Source organism: Brevibacterium jeotgali (genome assembly GCF_900169175.1).
Lineage (GTDB): Bacteria > Actinomycetota > Actinomycetes > Actinomycetales > Brevibacteriaceae > Brevibacterium > Brevibacterium jeotgali.
The window spans coordinates 101,099-121,097 of record NZ_FXZM01000003.1 but is presented as its reverse complement, the minus strand read 5'-3'; the positions used below and the strand labels follow the sequence as shown (position 1 = coordinate 121,097).

Sequence of the window (19,999 nt, the reverse complement as noted above, 5' to 3'; positions counted from 1 at the left end):
GTCATAGTGTGCGCCACACAGTATCGTGCATGCCATGGTTCCAGCCGATTCCCCCGACCCTCTCGCCCTGCATCTCCAGGAGGTGCGGCGCGGCACTGTGGTCCTTGCGTGCCTCACCGCGTGCAGGGAGCCCCAGTACGGCTATTCGCTGCTGGACACGCTCGCTGAGGCGGGGGTCCAGGTCGAGGCCAACACCCTCTATCCGCTCCTGCGCAGGCTCGACAAGCAGGGGCTGCTCACCGCCGAATGGAACACCGACGAACCGCGTCCGCGGAAGTACTACACGCTCACGGACGCAGGCGCCCGGATCGCCGACGACCTCCGCACCGAATGGCTCGCACTCACCGCGAGTCTCACAGCGCTCTGGAAGGACATCTGACATGCGCACGCTCACCGACAGATACGTGCACGCGGTCGTCCGCCGCGTCCCGGAGGCCATGCGGCCCGAGGTCACAGCGGACGTCACCGCGATGATCGCGGACATGGCCGAGGCCCGGCACGACGAGGTCGCGGCAGCCACCGAAGCCGCTGCCGAGGTCGAGGTCGCGACCGATGGCGGGGCTGATGCCGCCTCCGATGCAGATTCCGCTGCCGCTGCCGAGGTCGAGGTCGCCGTGCTCGAGGAGCTGGGCGATCCGGCGGTGCTGGCGCGGGAGTACTCGGACTCACCGCAGCACCTCATCGGCCCGCAGTACTTCCCCGTGTACAGGTGGCTGCTCACCTGGGTGCTGCCGGTGGCCCTCGTCGTGGCGCTGGTCTCGAACGGGCTCGCCTACACTCTCACCACTGCGGACGCGCACATCGGCGGGCTGCTCGGCACCGCGATCGGCAAGTCCGTCCCCGTGGTCTTCATCGCCTTCGCGGCGGTGACCATCCTCTTCGCGATCATCGAGCGAGCCACGCCCATGGGCACGCAGGCGAGCTCGGGTGATGCCGCCGACCGGGTCGGTGAGACGCTGCGTGCCGGCGCCGCGCGTCGTCCCCGGTGGACGGTGGCCGACCTCGACGAGGTTCCGCCCGGCGGCACATCCGTCCGCGCGGACGCGATCGTCTCACTGGTCTTCCTCGTGCTGCTGGCACTCGTGCCGTTCGTGCCCACGACGGCCGTCTACGTCGGCCACCTCAATGACGGGGAGACGTTCATCAACCCGGATCTGGGCGTCTTCTGGTTCGTCGGGTACTGGGTGCTGCTCGCACTCACGGCGGTCGGGGCGGTGTGGAGGATCCGTCGCAGGCGCCTGAGCACGGGTCCGGTCGCCCTGGACATGATCACCGACCTCGTCATGGCGGTATTCCTCACGGTCGCGATCCTCACCCAGGATGTCCTCCACCCGGCGATCGCCACGGCGAGCGCCCTGCCCGTGGCCGTCTGGGCGATCCCCCTCATCTGGGCGATCACGATCTGGGACCAGGTGAGCACGGTCCGCGCCTATCGCACCCACCTCGCCGCACAGAGCCGATCGTGACGAAGCCGATCGCGACCTCGGCAATCGTGACCACGGCCAGCGGGACGAAGCCGATCGTGACCACGGCGAGTATGACGACCGCGAACGCGATGGCGGCACACGCGACGACGGAGAACGTCACCACGTCGTACGCGGACGCGCCGGCCCTCACCGAGAATCATCCTTGAGGACGATGCTGGGACGGTCGCCCGCCGCTAGCGTGGCACGCATGCCCCTCTCCTCAGCTGCGTCACGCGTCCGGGCGGTCCTCAGCGCTCATCCGTGGATCACCGACGGCCTGCTGTGGGCGGCACCGGTGGCCTGGGCCAGTGTGAACTCGATCCTGAGCCGTGTGTGGGTCGACACGACGAGCACCACGCCGCAGTGGGTCCACGTCGCCATCGTCCTGCTCATGACGGTGCCGCTCGCGCTGCGCCGTCTGCGCCCCCTCGTGAGCTCGGTCCTCATCGCCGGCGGCTGCGTGCTCTCCCTGCTGACCGGGGCTGGTCCGTCCATGGCGGTCATAGCCGTACCTCTCACGGTCTTCTCCACTGCCAAATGGGGATCGCGGACGGACTCGCGGATCGTGCTCGGGCTGGGTCTGACCGGGTCCGTCGCGCTGGGGGTCTGGGCGTATATGACCGCTCTGCAGGACACCATGGGCCCCGGCGGTCAGCCGCTCGACGCGACTGCATATTCCGCGACGGGCGGGCTGATGATCCTGTGCGCGGCGATCGTGCTCTCCGCGTGGCTGCTGGGGATCCTCGCGCACCGCAGGCGCACCGCTGTCGAGGACATCCGCGAGCGCAACCGCCTCCTGGAGAAGGAGCGGGAATCGGAGTCGCGGCTGGCCGCGGACGCCGAGCGCATGCGGATCGCGCGGGAGATGCACGACATCATCGCCCATTCGCTGTCGGTCGTCATCGCGCAGGCGGACGGGGGCCGCTACGCGGCGAAGAACAATCCGGCCGCCGCCGAGGACGCGCTCACGACGATCGCTGCGACCGGACGGGACGCACTCGCCCAGACGCGCAATCTGCTGGGCGTCCTCCGCACGGATGCGCTCGCAGATGAGACGACCTCTCCGATGCCGGGACTCGCGTCGGTCCCCTCTCTGGTCGGCGACCTCCGAGCGGCAGGGCTCGCGGTGCGCATCGAGGGCTTCGACGCTCCCGAGGAGGCGGGCCGTCTGTCGGAGGGAGCCGGGCTCGCGGTCTACCGGATCGTGCAGGAGGCACTCACGAACGTCCTCAAGCACGCGGGTTCAGGAGCTCGGGCACACGTGTCGCTCTCGACGACGGACCAGAGTCTCACCGTCCGCATCAGCGACGACGGCGGCCCCGCCCGATCGCACGGTGACCGCACGCTGAGGGGACAGGGTGCCTTTGGGTCGGAGGGCTCCAGGTCGAGCGCCGCAGGCTCGGAGGGCGCCGGCAGTGGCATCGTCGGGATGCGCGAGCGCGCGACCCTGTACGGCGGGTCGCTCGAGGCGGGGCCTCGTCGCGGCGGCGAACGTGGGTTCACGGTGACCGCCCGATTCCCCTCCACGGGTCCCCCAGCCGCACATCGCCCAGCAGCAGGTTCCTCAGCCGAACATCCCCCAGCTGCAGGTTCCCCAGCCGCAGGTTCCCCAGCAGCGCAGACAGCACCGGCGGTCTCCGCGTCCTCGGCGACCGAGGTGCCGCCTGCACAGGCGAGCGCACAGCCGACGACTGCTGGGGTGACGAGCGGAAGGATGAACGGAGAGACGAGCGCTGGAGTGGCTGCTGAAGACCCCCCTGCTGCGGCGCGCACGCCGAGGAGCACGCACCATGGCTGACCCGGAGTACCCCTCGGCGGAAGACACAGCGCTTCCAGCGGGCACAGACACAGCGCTTCCAGCGGACACGGCTCACCCCGAGGACTCCCCCTCCCCCATCCGCGTCGTGCTCGTCGACGACCAGGCGCTCGTGCGTGCGGGGTTCTCGATGGTGATCGACTCGCAGAGTGACCTCGAGGTCGTGGGGCAGGCCGGGGACGGGGAGGAGGCGGTGGCGCTCGTCGCCCGCGTCCAGCCGGACGTCGTGCTCATGGACGTGCGCATGCCGCGGCTCGACGGCATCCAGGCGGCGGGCAGGATCCTCGCGCTCGCCGATGAGGGAGCGATCCGCACCCCGCGGATCATCGTCCTCACCACGTTCGACGAGGACGAGTACGCGCTCGCGGCTCTGCGCAGCGGGGCATCCGGTTTTCTGCTCAAGGACGTCCTGCCGGAGATCCTGCTGGATTCGATCCGTACGGTCGTCAACGGCGGCGCAGTGATCGCGCCGACGACGACCCGCCGACTGCTCGATGTCCACCTGGGGTCACGAGCAGCACAGGCTGACCACGCTCGCGGTCTCGGCCGCGAGACCCTCGACATCAGGGCTGACACCGGCACGACTGCCACCGACCAAGGATCCACCAGCAACTCTCCCACCAGCGTCGATCCCGCCAGCACCCCTCACACTCACGAGACTCCACCCACGCACGCCCTGCGGCCCCCGGCCGCACCCGCGCTCGACCCTGAACGGACCCGGATGCTCGCGTCTCTCACTCCGCGCGAGCGCGAGGTGCTCGGGCTCGTGGGCAGGGGCATGAGCAACGCCGAGATCGTCCAGGCCCTGGTCCTCGCGGAGCCCACCGTGAAGACCCATGTGGGGCGCATCCTCATGAAGCTGGGGGCCAGGGACCGCGTCCAGGCCGTCGTCTTCGCCTATGACGCGGGGATCGTCACGCCCGGACAGGAACCCACCTCTCTGCAGTAGGTCGCGCTGGCCTCGCGTGAGCCCCAGCGGAGCGTCAGCACCAGCGGCGCTCCAGCCCCGGCAGCACTCCAGTCCCAGCACTTCGGCACCAGCGGCGCCTCTCCCACGCCCAGTAGTACTCCGGTATGACACGGATCGTGCACCGTCATCCCGAGTCGTGCTGCACGCCACATCCAGGACCATCCTGCAGTCCGATGTGCTGGCCTTCACCGGCGACGAGGCTGGAGACATGCACACACCACAGCAGCCGCCTGCAGGAACATCGACCCGCGCAGCAGCCGTCGCAGCCGAAGCCCCCGGCTCCGCGCCCGCCGCCGAGCCCGCCATCCGCGCGATCCGCCTCGTGAAGACGTACGGCGACGGCGATGCACGCGTCCGTCCGCTGGACGGCCTCACGCTCGACATCGCCGCCGGCAGCTTCACCGCGATCATGGGGCCCTCCGGCTCCGGCAAGTCCACTCTGCTGAACATGCTCGCCGGACTCGATGTCCCCGATTCCGGCGATGTCGTCCTGGCCGGCACGCCGATCGCCGGCCTGAAGGACTCCCAGCTCACGGCCCTGCGCCGCGACCGGATCGGGTTCGTCTTCCAGGCCTTCAATCTGGTGCCCGCGATGACCGCGGAGGAGAACATCCTCCTGCCCTCTCAGCTGGCCGGGCGGAAGACAGACCGTCAGTTCTTCCGCCGTATCGTCGACCTCCTGGGCCTCGCGGACCGACTGCGGCACCGTCCGCACGAGCTGTCCGGCGGCCAGCAGCAGCGCGTCGCCGTCGCTCGTGCACTGGTCACCAGCCCCGAGGTCATCGTCGCCGACGAGCCGACCGGAAACCTCGACTCCGCGAGCGGTGCGGAGGTGCTGGGGCTGCTCCGGGCCTCGGTCGACGAGTTCGGCCAGACCGTCGTCATGGTCACCCACGACCCGCAGGCCGCCGCGCGGGCTGACCGTGTCGTCATGCTGGCCGACGGCCGGCTGGCCGGCGAGCTCCGGTCCCCCACCGCCGAGGCAGTCGCCACCGCACTCGCCCACGTCACCGATCGCACGGGTCCGGTCGGACCGACCGGCGCACACGCTGCGGCCGCACACACCAGCACTGCACACGACGGCACTGCACACGCGAGCGCTGCACACACCAGCACTGCACAGACCGGTGGTGCACACGCGAGCGCTGCACACACCAGCACTGCACAGACCGGTGGTGCACAGACCGGTGGTGCACGATGATCCGCATCGCACTGTCGAACCTCCGCAGCGCATCCGGCAGGCTCGTCGCCGCAGGAATCGCGGTCGCGGTGTCCGTCGCGTTCATGGTCGCCGCGCTGCTCTTCGCACAGGGCTTCGGCGACACGCTCGCCAACCAGGTCAGATCCTCCTGGGCCGGGGCGGATGTCGCAGTCCTCGTCGACGATCCCGAGGATCCGGCAGATGCCGCTGAGCCGGCCGAAGTCCTCACCGACGATCTCCTCGATGACGTCGCCGCGGTCGACGGCGTCGAGACGGCTCACCTCGAAGAGACCGGCTTCCTCATGGCGAGCGCGGGTGCCTCGAGCGTCTCCGCCTCCGTCACCGGGCTGCCGACGAACAACGACGACCCCGTCGCCGGGGCGCTGCCGGAAGCCGCCGACGAGCTCTCTCTGACCGAAGCAGACGCGGAGGCTCTCGGCGTGGCGGTGGGCGACACCGTGACGCTCGACGGGCATGCAGCCGCTGCGGGGACGGAAGGGCCCGAGTACACGGTCTCCGGTCTGCTGCCGGGATCCGCGTCCCTTCAGCTGACCCTGCACCTCACCGATAACGGCCTCGAGGCCGCTCCGACGGAGGCCGTCCCGACGGCGATCCGCGTGAGCGCCGCCGACGGCGCGGATCCGGCTGCGCTGTCCACAACGATTCACGACGCAACCGGCGCCGCGCCGGTCGCGGTGTCCACCGTCGAGGAGGTCGTCGAGCAGCAGATCCAGGACCTGTCCGGATCGACGAACATGCTCGCGACCATCGGGATCGCCTTCGGGCTGCTGTCCGTCGGCGTTGCGTCGCTCGTCATCTCGAACACCTTCCAGGTGCTCGTCGCCTCCCGCTCCCGCGTGCTCGCCCTCTACCGAGCGGTGGGAGCCACGGCGCGGCAGCTGCGCGGAGCAACCCTGCTCGAGGGGCTCGTCCTGGGCGTCGTGGGTGCTGCGGCCGGCGTGGTGCTGGGACTGCTCATCGGCTGGGGCCTGTCGGGACTGGTCCGCGCGATGTGGATGCCTGATTTCGCCCAGATCGCCCCCACACCCGCAGCACTGCTGGTCGGCCCTCTCGTCGGCATCACTGTCACGGTCCTCGCCGGAATGGTCCCGGCGTTCAAGGCCGGCGGCGTCTCCCCGATCGAAGCGCTGCGGCCCGCCGATGTCAGCCCCGCGCAGGCACGCTTCCCATGGGTCCGCATGCTCGTCGGCGGACTGCTGGGGGCGGGAGGCCTCGCGCTGTGCCTCCTCGCCGTGTCCATCCAGTCCGTCGTGGTCGGCATCGCCGGCTGCTTCACACTCTTCATCGCCGTGCTCGTCGCGGCTCGCGTCTTCGTGCCACCGCTCATCGGTGTCATGGGTCGCGCACTGTCCGCCGTCACCGGTCGGTCGCCGTCCATCCTGCTGGCGGGCCGATCCGCGAGTTCCGCCCCCGGACGCACCTCGTCGACGACTGCGGCCCTCCTGATCGGCATCACACTCGTGTCGGCCGTGCTCGTGGGCGCGGCGAGTCTCCAGCGCACGATCGAGCTGTCGACGGCGGAGGACACTCCGGTCGACCTGGTGGTGGACGGGTCCGGCGATGAGGTCGCAGCAGTGCTCGACGAGTCCACTGTCGTCGACGAACGCTCCGTCATCCCCGCGGCCCACGCGGAGGCGACGATCACGGGTGCGCCGGCCGGATCCTCGGGCGCGGATTCCGACGCCGAGGGGACGGGTGCCTGGACAGGCGACCTGACTGGCGACCTCACCGTCGCGAGTGCGCAGGCCGCAGATGATCCCGTCCTCCGCAGCGACGGCTTCGACATCGGACCGGGGACGATCCGCCTGGCTCCGGGCGAGCTCGGGGCCGAGGGTGCGACGGCCGACTACGAGGGGCTCGAGACCACGGTCGCCGTGGGTGGTGAGACCTTCACGTTCACTGTTGATCCGTCGCGGAACGTCCCCGCCGGCACGGCGCTGGTGAGCGGTGAGGACGCTGCGCGGATCGCGGACGCGGCCGGCGGCGACGCGGCTGAGCAGACGTGGGTGCGGCTCGCGGATGACGCGACGATCACGCAGATCGAATCGCTGACCTCGCAGCTGTCGGCGCTGGACGTCACGGCGGATGCGAACCCGTCGCTCATGCGCGCCCAGTACGCCGACATCTTCCAGGTCGCGATCACCATCGTCCTCGGGCTGCTCGCCGCAGCCGTCGTCATCGCCGTCATCGGTGTGAGCAACACACTCACACTGTCGGTCATCGACCGGAGGAGGGAAGGCGCGCTGCTCCGTGCACTCGGGTTCAGCCGAGGTGCACTGGGTCGGATGATCACGGTCGAGTCGCTGCTCATGACGGTCATAGCGCTGGTCGTGGGCGTGGGACTGGGGACGTTCTTCGGATGGGTGGGCACCGCCTCGCTCACCGGGGAGTCGATCGAGCCCACCCTGAGCGTGCCGCCTCTGCCTCTGGCACTCATCGGGATCGCAGCGGTCGCTGCTGCGGTCCTCGCGTCCGCTCTGCCGGCACGAACCATGTCCCGTGTGGCGCCGGCGGAGGGCATGAGCGAGGAGTGACGCGAGCAGCCTCGCCGGCCCGCATCCCGCGGGCCGGCGAGGCTGCGTCAGCAGTACTGCGTCCATCCGCAGCGGCGCACCAGCGCGCCCGTCAGCTGCGGCGAGTGCGTTCCGCCTTCCGCGCGAAGGCGAGGGCGAACTCCTTCCGGCTGTCGGCGATGGCGACCTGCTCGTGGGTATTGCGCCAGGTGCGGAAGAGGCGCTTCTGCTGGGCGATGACCGCACGGTCGGATTCCATCGTGTCGCGCAGGTAGCTCAGCGCTGTGGCACGGACCTCGGCCGACTCGACCAGCGCATTGAGGAAGCCGCAGCGGTCCATGTCCTGCGCGGTGAATCTGTTGGCGGTCATGATGAGCTCCGTCGCCTTCGTCCATCCCATGATCCTCCAGAGGTTCGCAGCGTCGAGGACGGAGGGGATGCCGATGCGAACCTCCGGCATCGAGTACCACGAGTCCGTGGCCGCGACGCGGTAGTCCGCCGCCGCGGCGATCTCGAGCGCTCCTCCGATGCAGTATCCGTGGATGGCCGCGGCAACGGGGAGGTCGCAGTTCTTCACCGCGTCACACACCTCACCCAGGCGGGTGATCGTCGCGTACGCCCGTTCTGAGTCTTCGTGCTCGAACTGGGCAGTGTCCATTCCGGCGGAGAATCCCCGATCCCCTGCGGAGGTGAGGAGGACTGCTCGCAGCGACTCGTCGACGGACGCGGCATGGAACGCGTCGATCAGCTGCGTGAGCATCTCCGGATTGAGGCTGTTCGCCTTCCGCTCATTGTCGATCGCAATCGTGAGGATGCGGTCTTCGCGGGTCTGGGTGATCACAGAGGGTCCTTCCGGATAGTTCGAGGTCACCATCACGTCGGGTGTGGGCGCACAATCACCCGGTGCGTGGTCACAACCACATTGGCACAGCTTCGTGCGCTTCGCACCGCATCCTGCGGACGCGCTCATGCACGGGGCGCACCGCGGGTGCTGTCTGATCGTGGTCAGATCGCGCAGCACGGCAAGTCGCAGCACGGCAGGTTGCAGCACGGCAGGTCGCAGCATGCCGGGTGAGGGCTCCAGAAGCGTCCTGCCGTCCACGTCGTCTCGGTCAGGATCTCCCTACTTCTCCCCCTCAGAAGGGTGGTGGAACGTCACCAGGCTCATCCACCTCCCCCGCCTCATCCTTCTCGACCGCACTCGTGAGAAGTGTGCTGGGATCAGCAGTTCGGTCACCGATCGCGACCGGGGGCGCGGTCCTCATTGCGCGCACGCCCATGGGCAGGACCCAGCATGCTTCATGCGGACCGAGCTTCTCGAGCCGAATCACGCCCTCCGTCTTGAGGCCGTGATGATGCTTGCACATCGGGTGGAGGTTCTCCATGACCGTGAGTCCACCGGTCGCAGGGTTCAGCTTCGAGAACCGACAGCAGTGCTCCATCTCGCACCACTGCGCCGGCTGACTGCACCCGGGGACAGTACAGGTCCTCCACTTCTGGCGAACTGTGCGCCGCATCGCTGCGGTGGGCTCGTACGTGTGCGCGACGTGATCGGTGACGATGCTGGTCGCCGGGTCCGTCAGAACCCGGAACCAGGAGGTCGCGTGCGCGGCCGCTTCACGGCACTGTTCTGCAGCGAGCGGAGCATCTCCGTTGACCAGGCCCGGGCTGTCGTCCAGCGACAGAACCGTGCTGATCGGGACCGTGATGGTGACAGCCGCCTGCTTGCGCAGCCAGTCCCCGTCCGTCGGGCAGAACACGTCGATGAGCTCCTCCGTCGAGGACGGCCCTGCTCCGCCCGGAGCGGCAGATGCCGCCTCGGCACCTGCCGCCTCGTCATCCGTCGCCTCTGCGGTCGCCCACGCGGCATCTGCCGACTCTGCGGACGCCGACTCGGCAGCCGCGTCCTCGGCGACCGCAGCCTCGGCGGCACCGTCCGGGGCCCTGTTCGATGGCGAACTCTTCACCCGCACCTGCGTGTGCGGGCGCGAGGCAGTCAGCAGATCGAACATCAGCTGCGCGATGGTCCGTTCATCGACCGTGCCCCGTTCGACGTGACGCGAATCGAGAACCCGCCCGAATGCGTCCGACTCCAACGACTCGAGCTGATTGCGACGTATCGACCGAGCCATCGCTCGCACGCGCTGATACAGTCCTTCCACCACGAGGATCGGACCGTGCAGCTCCAGGCGCGCCGTGCCGTCGTCGAATCGCTCGTATCGCACGCAGCGCTGCTTTCGCGGAGCCTCAGGATCAGCCGGTATCGGCGTGAGCGCTCGGATCCGCCGGCGAGCGAGCTTCTCGAACTGGTCCAGGGACAACTGCGGACTCAGGTCCGCAAGGAAGCCGTCCAGCTTCCGCACCTCGACAACCGGGAGCAGAGCGTCATCGATGCGACCGTGCAGCCGTTCAACCCGTTCGAACCGCACTCGGCCGGACGCCGCGGACTCGAGCAGGCCGTGCAGTCCGATGAACGCGACGACAGCGCGTGCTGCCGCACGGCGGGCGAAGTCCAATCGTGTGTTCAGCTTCGCCGCGACGAGGATCGCATCAGCCGGATCGAGCAGCGCCCGCGCCCGAGTCGACAAGCGGTCATCCTCGACCACCTCGACAGCAGACGTGTCCGATGACCCGACCTCTTCATCGGCAGCGCCCCCAGCCGTCGTCGCCAGGAAATCGCTCAGCTCCACGCCCCCATCCGGACGCGCAAGCACACGTGCGAGGACGAAGGCCCCCAGCCGAGCGACTTCAGACGCCCGCATCCGATCCGCGGCGCGAGAATTCGCGGCCCAGTCCTCCAGCAGGTCGAACGATGGAACTGCCTCACCGTCGACCACCGCCGATCGCCGCCCGGAACCGCTCTCATCCGCACACGCGGGACTCCGATCACCAGACGCAGCGACCGCGCCGAACTCACCGCGAGCGACCCGCACGATCGCTGCACGGACGTCTTCTGGAGTCCACTGCGGTGTCGTATGACCCGGCGGATCCGGGGCGGCATCGCCCGTGGACGTCGAATCAGTCCTCTCAGTCACGTTCCACACCTCCTCTCGTGTCGAACATGTGACCTGACGGTCACATCGATCAGGCGCCATTGCCCATCGATGTTCTACACACTATTCGGAGGCACGGACACAACTCCGCGAAGCACACGGTCGACATGCTCCAGGAGCGGCGGCCCGCGCAGACTGAACCGGCCGGCCACCGGGCTGGCTGGGGAGCCTCAACCAGCACCTCGCGGGGAGCACCCGCGACCACAGCAGAGGCTCAGGCCTCAAGCCGTGCAGCCACGGTCCCGCTCTCAGCAGCTCCGGGCTCGGCTCCAGATCCCGCTTCGGCCCCGGACACCGCGACCACTGTCTCCCTCGCGCCCGATCCCTCAGGAGGCACGGCTCCACCCTCACGCGGCACCGTCACCAGCAGCACCACCGCGAACAGCGCCGCGACGACGAGGAACAGGGCCAGCCCGGTGAGCCCGTACTGAGCCGCCCACCCCCAGTTGGCGACCAGCAGCGCTGTGAGGGCGACCGCCGCGCCCGCCGCTGCTGCCCCACGCGCACGTCGCCTCGCATCGCCGGTCACTCGCCACCTGCCCTCGAGCAGGCTCACGGACACCAGCGCGACCATGTTCACGATCATCCCGACCCACACGGGGTGGGTCCCCAGGTAGAACTCCGTGGCGCTGAAGCCGGACAGCGCGTACCACCCGAACCCGGCACCGAACCCGCCCAGCAGCGACGCCATCGCACCGGAGCGCGTGGCCACCGGCCAGAAGAACGCCGCGAGCACCGGGGCGAACGTCGCGCCGTTGCGCAGGGTCCAGGCCATGATGTTCCACCACGCCGATTCCTCAGCCCGGAGGATGCTGAACCCGATCATCACGACGGTGAGGACGACGAGCGCCACCCGCGTGTAGCGGACCAGCTGCTCCTGACTCGCCTGCGGGCGCAGCGCACTGCCCAGATCGCGCCCCAGCGAGGTCGCCCCGGAGAACTGGCACGGTCCCGCCCAGCCCAGCGCGCACGCCCACATGCCCAGGAAGAAGACGGCGGCGGCCCACGGCGGCAATGTCGTGGTGATGTACTCGGAGATCGCGATGAGCGGCAGTCCGTCGCCGGGCTCGACGCTCGCGGCTGCGATGCCGACGACGACGCCCAGGATGATGAGGGGCGCGCCGATCACCGCGGCGAGGAACAGGCCCCGCTGTCCGTCCTCGGGGGTGCGCGCGGACATCGACATCTGGAACGCCGCCTGCGCGAGCGGCACGTTCACGATGAAGGTTCCGAACCAGGCGACGATGAGTGACACTCCGGCGCTCGCCGGCTCGGTCATCTGCGGGTTCGCCTCTGCGAAGTCCCGCAGCCCGTCGATCCCCGGGGACGCCAGCAGCGCCCACACACCCACGATGAACATCGCCCCGATCACGATCACGTTCATCGTCTGGCTGAAGGCGACCGACCGCATCCCGCCGAACACCAGGAACGCGAAGAGCACCACGGCGGTCAGCGTGATCGACTGCCAGAGCGACACATCGGTGATGACGGTCAGTGCGGAGGCGAAGGCGATCGCCGTGGCGAGTGAGTACATGGGGAACGTGAAGCCCGTGATGACAGCGCTGACCCCCTGCGCCGCACGGCCGAACCGGTCACCGATGATTCCCGTGACCGTCACGACCAGCTTCCGGCGCAGCGGCTTCACGAGCAGCAGGGCGATGAGGATGATCTGGACCGTCTCTGCGACGCCGTACCAGATCGCGGAGATTCCCGTCCGATAGCTCAGCTCCACGATCGCGATGTACGACGACCCGGAGAACAGGCCGGTGATGCAGAACGCCACCGTCCACGGACTGAACGTGCGGCCGCTGACGAAGAAGTTCGCACCCTTCTCCTGCCGAGCGACGACCCATCGGCCCCCGACCACCAGCCACACCGTGTAGGCCAGAGCCAGACCCAGCGTCCACAGTCCCGCCGTCGTCATGCGCGGACTCCTGCTCCGTCGGCGTTCACCACGGTGAGGAACGGCCGAGGCTCTGTCACGCCCTGCGTCGGATAGCCCCACGCGGAGTTGCTGAGCGCCTCCGCCGCCCGGTCAGACGCCTCCGCGGTGAAGGACCACACCACCTCGAGCCCGGTGTGCGCGTCGCGCAGCAGGTTGATCGCGGGGCAGATGTGCTCGGCGTTCGCAGCGAAGCCGATGAGCTCCACCTCGTCCCGCTGCTCCGTCGTCACGACGATCTGGAGCCGGGAGGAGTAGAAGTACGGCTGGACGTCGGCGGACCCTCCGAGGCCCCGCGTATCCTGTTTGGCGAGCGTGTAGGTCTGCACATCGAACACGGGGAGTGCCCGCCGCTCAGCGAGCTGATCGATGACGACCGTGATGCAGCTATTGACCGCCCCGGCGAGGTACTCCATCGGCGTGGGGCCCTGGTCACGGCCGCCGATCGACTCCGGCTCGTCGGACACGAACGTGAAGTCCCGGACACGCACCTCCGTCTGCTGCGAACCGGTGCCGATCCCTGCGGCACGCAGGGTCTTCGCCTGCGCGGGCGAGGGCGCCTCCCGGAACCGCCGGTTCACGGGACGGCCCGCGGACGAGGCGGCGGGGGCACTCTCTGACGCGGCTGCGGAAGAACCCGCGGACGTGTCACCGGACGAGGTCACGGAGGGTGTGGATGTCGACATGGGACCGAGGCTAGGCGGTGTCGCCGCCGCGATCGTAAGCTGATGTCACATTCGTTCACGGACTGACACAGATCACCCCGCTCAACGCCACATGGGAGAAGGACACCGGTGGACGGGCACCGGCCCCAGCGACTCATGAAGCCTCCGGCCGACCGGTGGGGCTGGGCAGCCGGATGATCCACTGATCAGCCTCGGCGGCGTCTGCACCTGCGTTCGCATTCCGCGGGGTTCGGCACGAGGCCGTCGGTGACCACGACGGGTACGGCGGTGCGGCAGACCTCGGTCTCTCGTGAGACCGGTGCGGAGCAGTCCGGGGTCGTGGCCCCGCGGGACTCGTGCACGCACGTGTTCATGCGGGTGGCATCCTCCCGCTGCAGCAGCGGCCACGCCCGGATGCAGCGGGCACTTGCGACGAACGATTCGAGCAGACGAGAGCGTCCCATGGCGACCGCCTCAGAAGTCGTTCGGCGCGTACGGGGCGCGCTCGAGCAAGAAGAGGGCCCGCGCGCGGATCGCGGCGTCCTCCGATCGTTTGGAGATCCGCCCTGCCCTGTTCAGCACGACGGGATCGGCACCGCCCAGGTACAGCGACCCCAGCTCCGGAACCCCGAGGCTCAGGTCGGCGGCTCTCCCCTCCGCGGAGTCCGCGGATTCGGCGAGGCGCTCCACCGTGCCGTTCTCCCCGTCGGAGGTGAGCCGGAAGACACCCTCCGCATAGTCCATGTCGTCGTGGACTGCGAGGGTGATCGACCCCTCCACGGAGTACGGCCTGGCCTCCAGCGACTTCTTCACGTCGAGGATCCGGAGCCACATGCCGTCGCTCTGAGCCAGTACCCGCACACGCCGCGGATCGGTCAGCAGCCACGGCAGCGGCGACTGCTGCGAGGCGTATCCGAACTGCACGCGTTCCACGAGGTCGACTGCGCCGAGGAACGCCCACAGTGAGGAGTACGCCGCATCGCTCGCCGCGATGAGGTCGAGCACCTCCACGGTCGCGGGCTTCACGTCCCAGCCGGCGAACCGGTAGCTCACATACCCGTCAGGCTGGCCGTCTTCGTCGTAGTGGAGCGCCGCGCGCGTCGCGAGGTCCTCCTCGTCCGTCGACAGGTTCAGGTCGCCGGATGCGACATCGACGTACACGCGCTGCCTGCCGGAGGCGCCGGGCGTCATCTGCTGGAAGCGATCGTAGAGCTCCGGGCCCAGTTCCCGCAGCACGTGCGGGTCGACCATCTCGACGCGGCGATCCGGCTCCACCGCCATCTGGAAGCCTGCACGAGTGTCGACCTCGACCTCGTTGTACCAGGTGGCGGCACCGAAGCCGAAGCGCCGGTAGATGCTGCCCTCTGTCACAGTGAGAGCGGCGAACGGGTACCCGATCTCTGCGGCACGGGCCAGATTGCCCGTCATCATGCTCCGCAGCAGTCCGCGCCGACGATGAGTGGGCCGCACGGTCACCCAGGTGATGAGGTGCGCGGGGACCAGACGTCCTCCGCCCACGTTCACGGTCTTCTCGAAGTGGGCGAACGTCGCCACGGGGATCTCCGGCGGCAGCGCCAGCTGCGGCGCATTGTCCGCATAGACGGATGTGAACACCCGCTCATCCGTGATCGCCCGTTCGGTTCTGCGGCGGAGCTTCTCGCCCTCGACGCGCTTGTCGTGGAACCCCGCGCGTACTGCCTGCATGTACGCCGTCGTACGCGCATCAGGAGCGCCGTTCTCCAGGGCCGGTTCAAATGTCTCGAAGCGGTATTCGGTCACACGTCAACCCTATAGCACTCGACTGCCACCGCCGGGGGACCCGACACCGGGAACGTCCAGGCGCCCGTCCCACGATCACCCGGGCACCCACTCCGGAGGCGCCCGGGTGCCCGCTTCGGGATCGTCCGAGATTCCGGATCGGGCCGCGAGCGGCTAGCGCGCCGCGCGGTCCTCGCGCCTGCGCCGCCGCATCCAGCGAGGTGCCCACGGTGCGGGGATCGGCACCCCCAGCGTCCCCAGGATGCCCACCAGCAGGACGACGAAGAGCACGACGGCGAGCGGATCGAACAGCTCTCCCGGCATTGGGACACCCAGCGCGCCGAGCATCGACTGGACCGCCACGAGCAGGCAGAGGAACGCGAACGAGGGTATGAGATAGAGGAAGACGCGCGAGGCCACGGTGCCGTACCAGCTCTCCCCCACCCAGCGCGCCGGGTAGAACCAGGACCACCACACGGCGGCGACCGCGGCACAGCAGCCGATCGCACCTGGCACCGCATCCATGTGAACCCTCTCCCTGTGAAGAACTCCCGGTGAAGAACTCCCTGTGAAGAGCCTTCTTCGACGAACCCGCGGACACGAGAGGGCGGGGAGAGGGCATGTGGTCCTCTCCCCGCCCTGCTCAGCGCCTCCGCGCCTCAGCTGGCTCAGCGCCTCAGGTGACGCGTCGCCCAGGTGCCACGTCGCGTCAGCTGACGCATCGCCTCAGCTGGCCCGACCCTTCAGCCGGCTCGACGCCTCGGTGATCAGCGTGCTGCGGTGCCCTCGACGTAGTCGTCGTTCGAGTCCTTGAGCCATGCGAACATCTGTCGCAGCTCACGGCCGGTGGCCTCGATCGGGTGCTTCTCCTCCTTCGCACGCAGCTCCTTGAACTCCGGAGCGCCCGCGGCCTGGTCATCCATGAAGCGCTTCGCGAACGCACCGTTCTGGATGTCATCCAGGACAGCCTTCATGTTCTCCTTGACCTCCGGCGTGATCACGCGGGGGCCGGAGACGTAGTCGCCGTACTCGGCTGTGTCGGAGCAGGACCAGCGCTGCTTGGCGATGCCGCCCTCGACCATGAGGTCGACGATCAGCTTGAGCTCGTGCAGGACCTCGAAGTACGCGATCTCCGGCTGGTAGCCGGCTTCCGTCAGGACCTCGAAGCCGTACTGCACGAGGTGCGAAGCGCCGCCGCACAGGACCGTCTGCTCACCGAACAGGTCGGTCTCGGTCTCCTCCGTGAAGGTCGTCTTGATGCCGCCGGCACGCAGGCCGCCGATCGCCTTCGCGTAGGCCAGAGCCGTGGACCACGCCGAACCGGAAGCGTCCACCTCGACCGCGACGAGCACCGGCACACCGCGGCCGTCGACGTACTCACGACGCACGACGTGGCCCGGGCCCTTGGGCGCGACCATGACGACGTCCACGCCCTCCGGCGCCTGGATGTAGTCGTAGCGGATGTTGAAGCCGTGGATGAAGACGAGCGTCTTGCCCTCGGCCAGGTTGTCCTTGACGGACTCGTTGAAGATCTGCGCCTGGACCTGGTCCGGAGCGGCGATCGTGATGACGTCGGCCCATGCGGCGACCTCGGCCGGCGTGCCGACCGTCAGGCCCTCTGCCTCGGCCTTGTCGCGGCTCGACGAGCCCTCCTTGAGGCCGATGCGGACCTCGACACCGGAATCGCGCAGGCTCAGCGAGTGCGCGTGGCCCTGCGAGCCGTAGCCGATGACGGCGACCTTCTTGCCCTGGAGGACGGACAGGTCTGCGTCATCGTCGTAGAAGCGCTCTGCTGCCATGGGATTACTCCTTCTCGAAAGGTGGGATGCGGATGCCCGCAGCCCAGCGTAGTACGGGCCGAAGCGACCCGGAACTCTGTCTCAGTTCTGCTGCCCGCCGCCGGAACCGGAGGTCCCGAGGACGGCGGCCCGCCGCCGCCCGCAAGGGTGGTGCCGGTGACCGGTCGTGGCGACCGGGACCTCGGCGGCGGGACGGGTGTGTCGGTGGTTCAGCGGCCGGCGCGGTCAGTCATCGACTTCGACCCGCGACCGATCGCGAGCGTCCCGGACTGGACGATCTCCTTGATGCCGAACGGCTCGAGCACCCGGTGGAGTGCGTCGACCTTGTCCTGCTCGCCGGTCGCCTCGACGCTCACCGCATCGACGGCGACGTCCACGATGCGGGCGTCGAACATCTCGACGACGGCCGCAACCTGCACGCGGACCGCGGCATCAGCCCGGACCTTGAAGATCATGTGGGCGCGGCGGACCGAGGTCTCCGGTTCCAGCTCCACGATCTTGATGACGTTGACGAGCTTGTTGAGCTGCTTCGTCACCTGTTCCAGCGGTGTGTCGTCGACATCCACGACGACCGTGATCCGCGACAGCCCGTCGAGCTCCGTGGTGCCCACGGCGAGCGAGTGGATGTTGAACCCGCGGCGGGCGATGAGGCCGGTGAAGCGTGTCAGCACACCGGGCTTGTCCTCGACGAGGACGGACAGCGTATGGCGGCTCATGCCTCTTCACCTTCTTCGGATTCGCCGGAGAAGTCCGGGCGGATGTCACGGGCGTACTGGATGTGGTCGTTGCTCACACCGGCGGGCACCATCGGCCAGACCATCGCGTCCGCGGGGACCACGAAGTCGATGACGACCGGGCGGTCGTTGATGTCCAGCGCGCGCTGGACCGCTTCGTCGACATCCTCATTGCGGGTGACGCGGATGCCTTCGCAGCCGTACGCCTCCGCGAGCTTGACGAAGTCCGGCACCCGCACGGACTCGTGGCCCGTGTTGAGATCCGAGTGCGAGTAGCGGCCGTCGTAGAACAGCGTCTGCCACTGGCGGACCATCCCCAGCGACGAGTTGTTGATGATCGCCACCTTGATCGGGATGTTGTTGATGACGCAGGTCGCAAGCTCCTGGTTGGTCATCTGGAAGCATCCGTCGCCGTCGATCGCCCAGACCTGGCGGTCCGGCTCGCCGACCTTCGCACCCATCGCGGCGGGCACGGAGTACCCCATGGTGCCCAGGCCCCCGGAGTTCAGCCACGCCTTGGGCCGCTCGTACTCGACGAACTGCGCGGCCCACATCTGGTGCTGGCCGACGCCCGCGGCGTAGACGCCCTCGGGCCCGGTGAGCGAGGAGATGCGCTGGATGACGTGCTGCGGATCGCACAGCCCGTCGTCGTTCTTCTCGAATCCCAGCGGGAAGCTCTGCTTCCAGCCGTTGGCCAGCCCCCACCACGAGGACCGGTCGTCGGCGAGCGCGGCGGAATGGTTCGCCCGCAGCTCGGTCAGCAGCGCGTCGAGCACTTCTGCGGCGTCGCCCACGATCGGCACCTCCGCGATGCGGTTCTTGCCGATCTCCGCCGGGTCGATGTCCGCATGGATGACCCGGGCCCCGGGTGCGAAGCTCTCGAGCTCACCGGTGACCCGATCGTCGAAGCGGGAGCCGATCGCGATGAGCACGTCGGACTTCTGGATGGCGGCGACCGCGGGCACCGAGCCGTGCATGCCGGGCATTCCCAGGTGCTGCGGGTGGGAGTCCGGGAAGGCGCCGCGGGCCATGAGTGTCGTGGTGACGGGGATGTTCGTCGCCTCTGCGAGTGCGAGGAGCTCCTTGTGGGCGCCCGAGCGGATCACGCCGCCGCCCACGTAGAACACCGGACGCCGAGCCTCCGCCATGAGCACTGCCGCTTCACGGATCTGCTTGGCGTGCGGACGGTTCACCGGACGGTAGCCCGGCAGATCGAGCTCGTCGTCCCAGAAGTACTCGAGCTCCGCCTGCTGGGCGTCCTTCGTGACGTCGACCAGGACCGGGCCGGGTCGGCCGGTGCTCGCGATGTGGTGCGCAGAGCGGATCGCCTGCGGGATGTCCTGGGCGCTGGTCACGAGGAACGAGTGCTTCGTCACGGGCATCGTCATCCCGACGATGTCCGCTTCCTGGAAGGCGTCCGTTCCCAGCAGCTTGGACGACTGCTGGCCCGTGATCGCGAGCAGCGGCACGGAATCCATGTGCGCATCCGCGATCGGGGTGACGAGGTTCGTCGCGCCCGGACCGGAGGTCGCCATGCAGACGCCCACCCGGCCCGTCGCCGCCGCATAGCCGGTCGCCGCGTGCCCGGCGCCCTGCTCGTGGCGGACCAGCACGTGGTTGATCTGCTCCGAGTCGAGCAGTGGATCGTATGTGGGGAGGATCGTGCCGCCGGGGAGGCCGAAGACGGTGTCGACGCCCAGCTGCTCGAGGGTGCGGATGATCGCCTGAGCGCCGGTCATCACCTCCGGCTGCGAGCGCGAGCCGCGGACTGCGGCCCCGCCCGGAGCGGGCACGGGACTGGGAGTGGGGGTGGCGCGGGGTGTCTGCGCCGGTGCTGGGCCTGCCACGATGGGCTCCTTCGTGTGATCGATTCCCTGATGGACGCCTTGAGCGGCGCCCTCATGCCCCGCTTCCTCTTCACGCTCGGAGCCCCGGGGCGGAGCACCTCGCACAAAAAAACGCCCTTCCGTTCTGGAAAGGGCGCGCGGGACGTCGTCAGTCGACAGCTACGGGGTCACCGCGCGCTGGGTAATGACGACGAGAAGGACGTTCATGTGTGAG

Annotated in this window: 15 protein-coding genes and 1 pseudogene; 7 read left to right on the top strand and 9 right to left on the bottom strand. The window is 68.9% G+C overall.

The genetic code is table 11. The annotated features are described in order from the left end of the window. Positions 1-34: 34 nt before the first annotated feature. From BJEO58_RS03995 to BJEO58_RS03965, 7 genes and pseudogenes are all read left to right on the top strand, one after another. Positions 35-379, top strand: a complete 345-nt coding sequence (locus BJEO58_RS03995) for a PadR family transcriptional regulator (protein WP_101587951.1) — start codon at positions 35-37, stop codon at positions 377-379. 1 nt (position 380) lies between these two features. Then, positions 381-1,466 carry a hypothetical protein gene (locus BJEO58_RS03985; protein ID WP_144573813.1) on the top strand — a complete coding sequence of 362 codons (1,086 nt, stop codon included), beginning with the start codon at positions 381-383 and terminating at the stop codon, positions 1,464-1,466. After that, positions 1,463-1,633 (top strand): hypothetical protein, encoded by a 171-nt coding sequence (locus BJEO58_RS14915; RefSeq protein ID WP_180951821.1) that lies wholly within the window; start codon positions 1,463-1,465, stop codon positions 1,631-1,633. The genes BJEO58_RS03985 and BJEO58_RS14915 overlap by 4 nt, the downstream gene beginning before the upstream one ends. Positions 1,634-1,674: 41 nt before the next feature. Next, positions 1,675-3,264: an ATP-binding protein gene (locus BJEO58_RS03980; protein ID WP_180951820.1), complete on the top strand. Its 1,590-nt coding sequence runs from the start codon at positions 1,675-1,677 to the stop codon at positions 3,262-3,264. Beyond that, on the top strand, positions 3,257-4,231 hold the full coding sequence (locus BJEO58_RS03975) for a response regulator transcription factor (RefSeq protein ID WP_101587944.1): 975 nt from the start codon (positions 3,257-3,259) through the stop codon (positions 4,229-4,231). The genes BJEO58_RS03980 and BJEO58_RS03975 overlap by 8 nt, the downstream gene beginning before the upstream one ends. 229 nt (positions 4,232-4,460) lie before the next feature. Next, positions 4,461-5,252 (top strand): annotated as a pseudogene (locus BJEO58_RS03970) (ABC transporter ATP-binding protein); the annotation flags it as partial. Between the two features lie 197 nt (positions 5,253-5,449). Next, positions 5,450-8,008 (top strand): FtsX-like permease family protein, encoded by a 2,559-nt coding sequence (locus BJEO58_RS03965; RefSeq protein ID WP_101587942.1) that lies wholly within the window; start codon positions 5,450-5,452, stop codon positions 8,006-8,008. Positions 8,009-8,099: 91 nt separating this feature from the next. Here BJEO58_RS03965 and BJEO58_RS03960 read toward each other — a convergent pair whose 3' ends face one another. The 9 genes from BJEO58_RS03960 to BJEO58_RS03915 form a co-directional block, all read right to left on the bottom strand. Further along, positions 8,100-8,828 (bottom strand): enoyl-CoA hydratase/isomerase family protein, encoded by a 729-nt coding sequence (locus tag BJEO58_RS03960; RefSeq protein ID WP_101587940.1) that lies wholly within the window; start codon positions 8,826-8,828, stop codon positions 8,100-8,102. Positions 8,829-9,123: 295 nt separating this feature from the next. Further along, entirely contained in the window at positions 9,124-11,022 is a 1,899-nt protein-coding gene (locus BJEO58_RS03955) for an HNH endonuclease signature motif containing protein (protein WP_144573812.1), read from the bottom strand. Between the two features lie 232 nt (positions 11,023-11,254). Further along, positions 11,255-12,964: a sodium:solute symporter family protein gene (locus BJEO58_RS03950; protein ID WP_101587936.1), complete on the bottom strand. Its 1,710-nt coding sequence runs from the start codon at positions 12,962-12,964 to the stop codon at positions 11,255-11,257. Further along, on the bottom strand, positions 12,961-13,668 hold the full coding sequence (locus BJEO58_RS03945; protein ID WP_101587934.1) for an OsmC family protein: 708 nt from the start codon (positions 13,666-13,668) through the stop codon (positions 12,961-12,963). Before BJEO58_RS03945 ends, BJEO58_RS03950 begins: the two co-directional genes overlap by 4 nt. Before the next feature lie 453 nt (positions 13,669-14,121). Continuing rightward, positions 14,122-15,426: a GNAT family N-acetyltransferase gene (locus BJEO58_RS03935; RefSeq protein ID WP_101587931.1), complete on the bottom strand. Its 1,305-nt coding sequence runs from the start codon at positions 15,424-15,426 to the stop codon at positions 14,122-14,124. A 153-nt stretch (positions 15,427-15,579) separates the two neighbouring features. Continuing rightward, positions 15,580-15,930: a hypothetical protein gene (locus tag BJEO58_RS03930; RefSeq protein ID WP_101587929.1), complete on the bottom strand. Its 351-nt coding sequence runs from the start codon at positions 15,928-15,930 to the stop codon at positions 15,580-15,582. A 242-nt stretch (positions 15,931-16,172) separates the two neighbouring features. Further along, positions 16,173-17,246 carry a ketol-acid reductoisomerase gene (gene ilvC, locus BJEO58_RS03925; protein ID WP_257904200.1) on the bottom strand — a complete coding sequence of 358 codons (1,074 nt, stop codon included), beginning with the start codon at positions 17,244-17,246 and terminating at the stop codon, positions 16,173-16,175. 167 nt (positions 17,247-17,413) lie between these two features. Further along, positions 17,414-17,920 (bottom strand): acetolactate synthase small subunit, encoded by a 507-nt coding sequence (gene ilvN, locus BJEO58_RS03920; protein WP_101587925.1) that lies wholly within the window; start codon positions 17,918-17,920, stop codon positions 17,414-17,416. Further along, positions 17,917-19,677, bottom strand: a complete 1,761-nt coding sequence (locus BJEO58_RS03915) for an acetolactate synthase large subunit (RefSeq protein WP_246076084.1) — start codon at positions 19,675-19,677, stop codon at positions 17,917-17,919. The genes ilvN and BJEO58_RS03915 overlap by 4 nt, the downstream gene beginning before the upstream one ends. Positions 19,678-19,999 lie beyond the last annotated feature (322 nt).

Bases quoted from the DNA above. Each gene is read 5' to 3' on its own strand.
- BJEO58_RS03995 (WP_101587951.1), top strand. From the start codon at position 35: ATGGTTCCAGCCGATTCCCCCGACCCTCTCGCCCTGCATCTCCAGGAG.
- BJEO58_RS03985 (WP_144573813.1), top strand. From the start codon at position 381: ATGCGCACGCTCACCGACAGATACGTGCACGCGGTCGTCCGCCGCGTC.
- BJEO58_RS03980 (WP_180951820.1), top strand. From the start codon at position 1,675: ATGCCCCTCTCCTCAGCTGCGTCACGCGTCCGGGCGGTCCTCAGCGCT.
- BJEO58_RS03975 (WP_101587944.1), top strand. From the start codon at position 3,257: ATGGCTGACCCGGAGTACCCCTCGGCGGAAGACACAGCGCTTCCAGCG.
- BJEO58_RS03965 (WP_101587942.1), top strand. From the start codon at position 5,450: ATGATCCGCATCGCACTGTCGAACCTCCGCAGCGCATCCGGCAGGCTC.
- BJEO58_RS03950 (WP_101587936.1), bottom strand. From the start codon at position 12,964: ATGACGACGGCGGGACTGTGGACGCTGGGTCTGGCTCTGGCCTACACG.
- BJEO58_RS03945 (WP_101587934.1), bottom strand. From the start codon at position 13,668: ATGTCGACATCCACACCCTCCGTGACCTCGTCCGGTGACACGTCCGCG.
- BJEO58_RS03930 (WP_101587929.1), bottom strand. From the start codon at position 15,930: ATGGATGCGGTGCCAGGTGCGATCGGCTGCTGTGCCGCGGTCGCCGCC.
- ilvN (WP_101587925.1), bottom strand. From the start codon at position 17,920: ATGAGCCGCCATACGCTGTCCGTCCTCGTCGAGGACAAGCCCGGTGTG.
- BJEO58_RS03915 (WP_246076084.1), bottom strand. From the start codon at position 19,677: ATGACCGGCGCTCAGGCGATCATCCGCACCCTCGAGCAGCTGGGCGTC.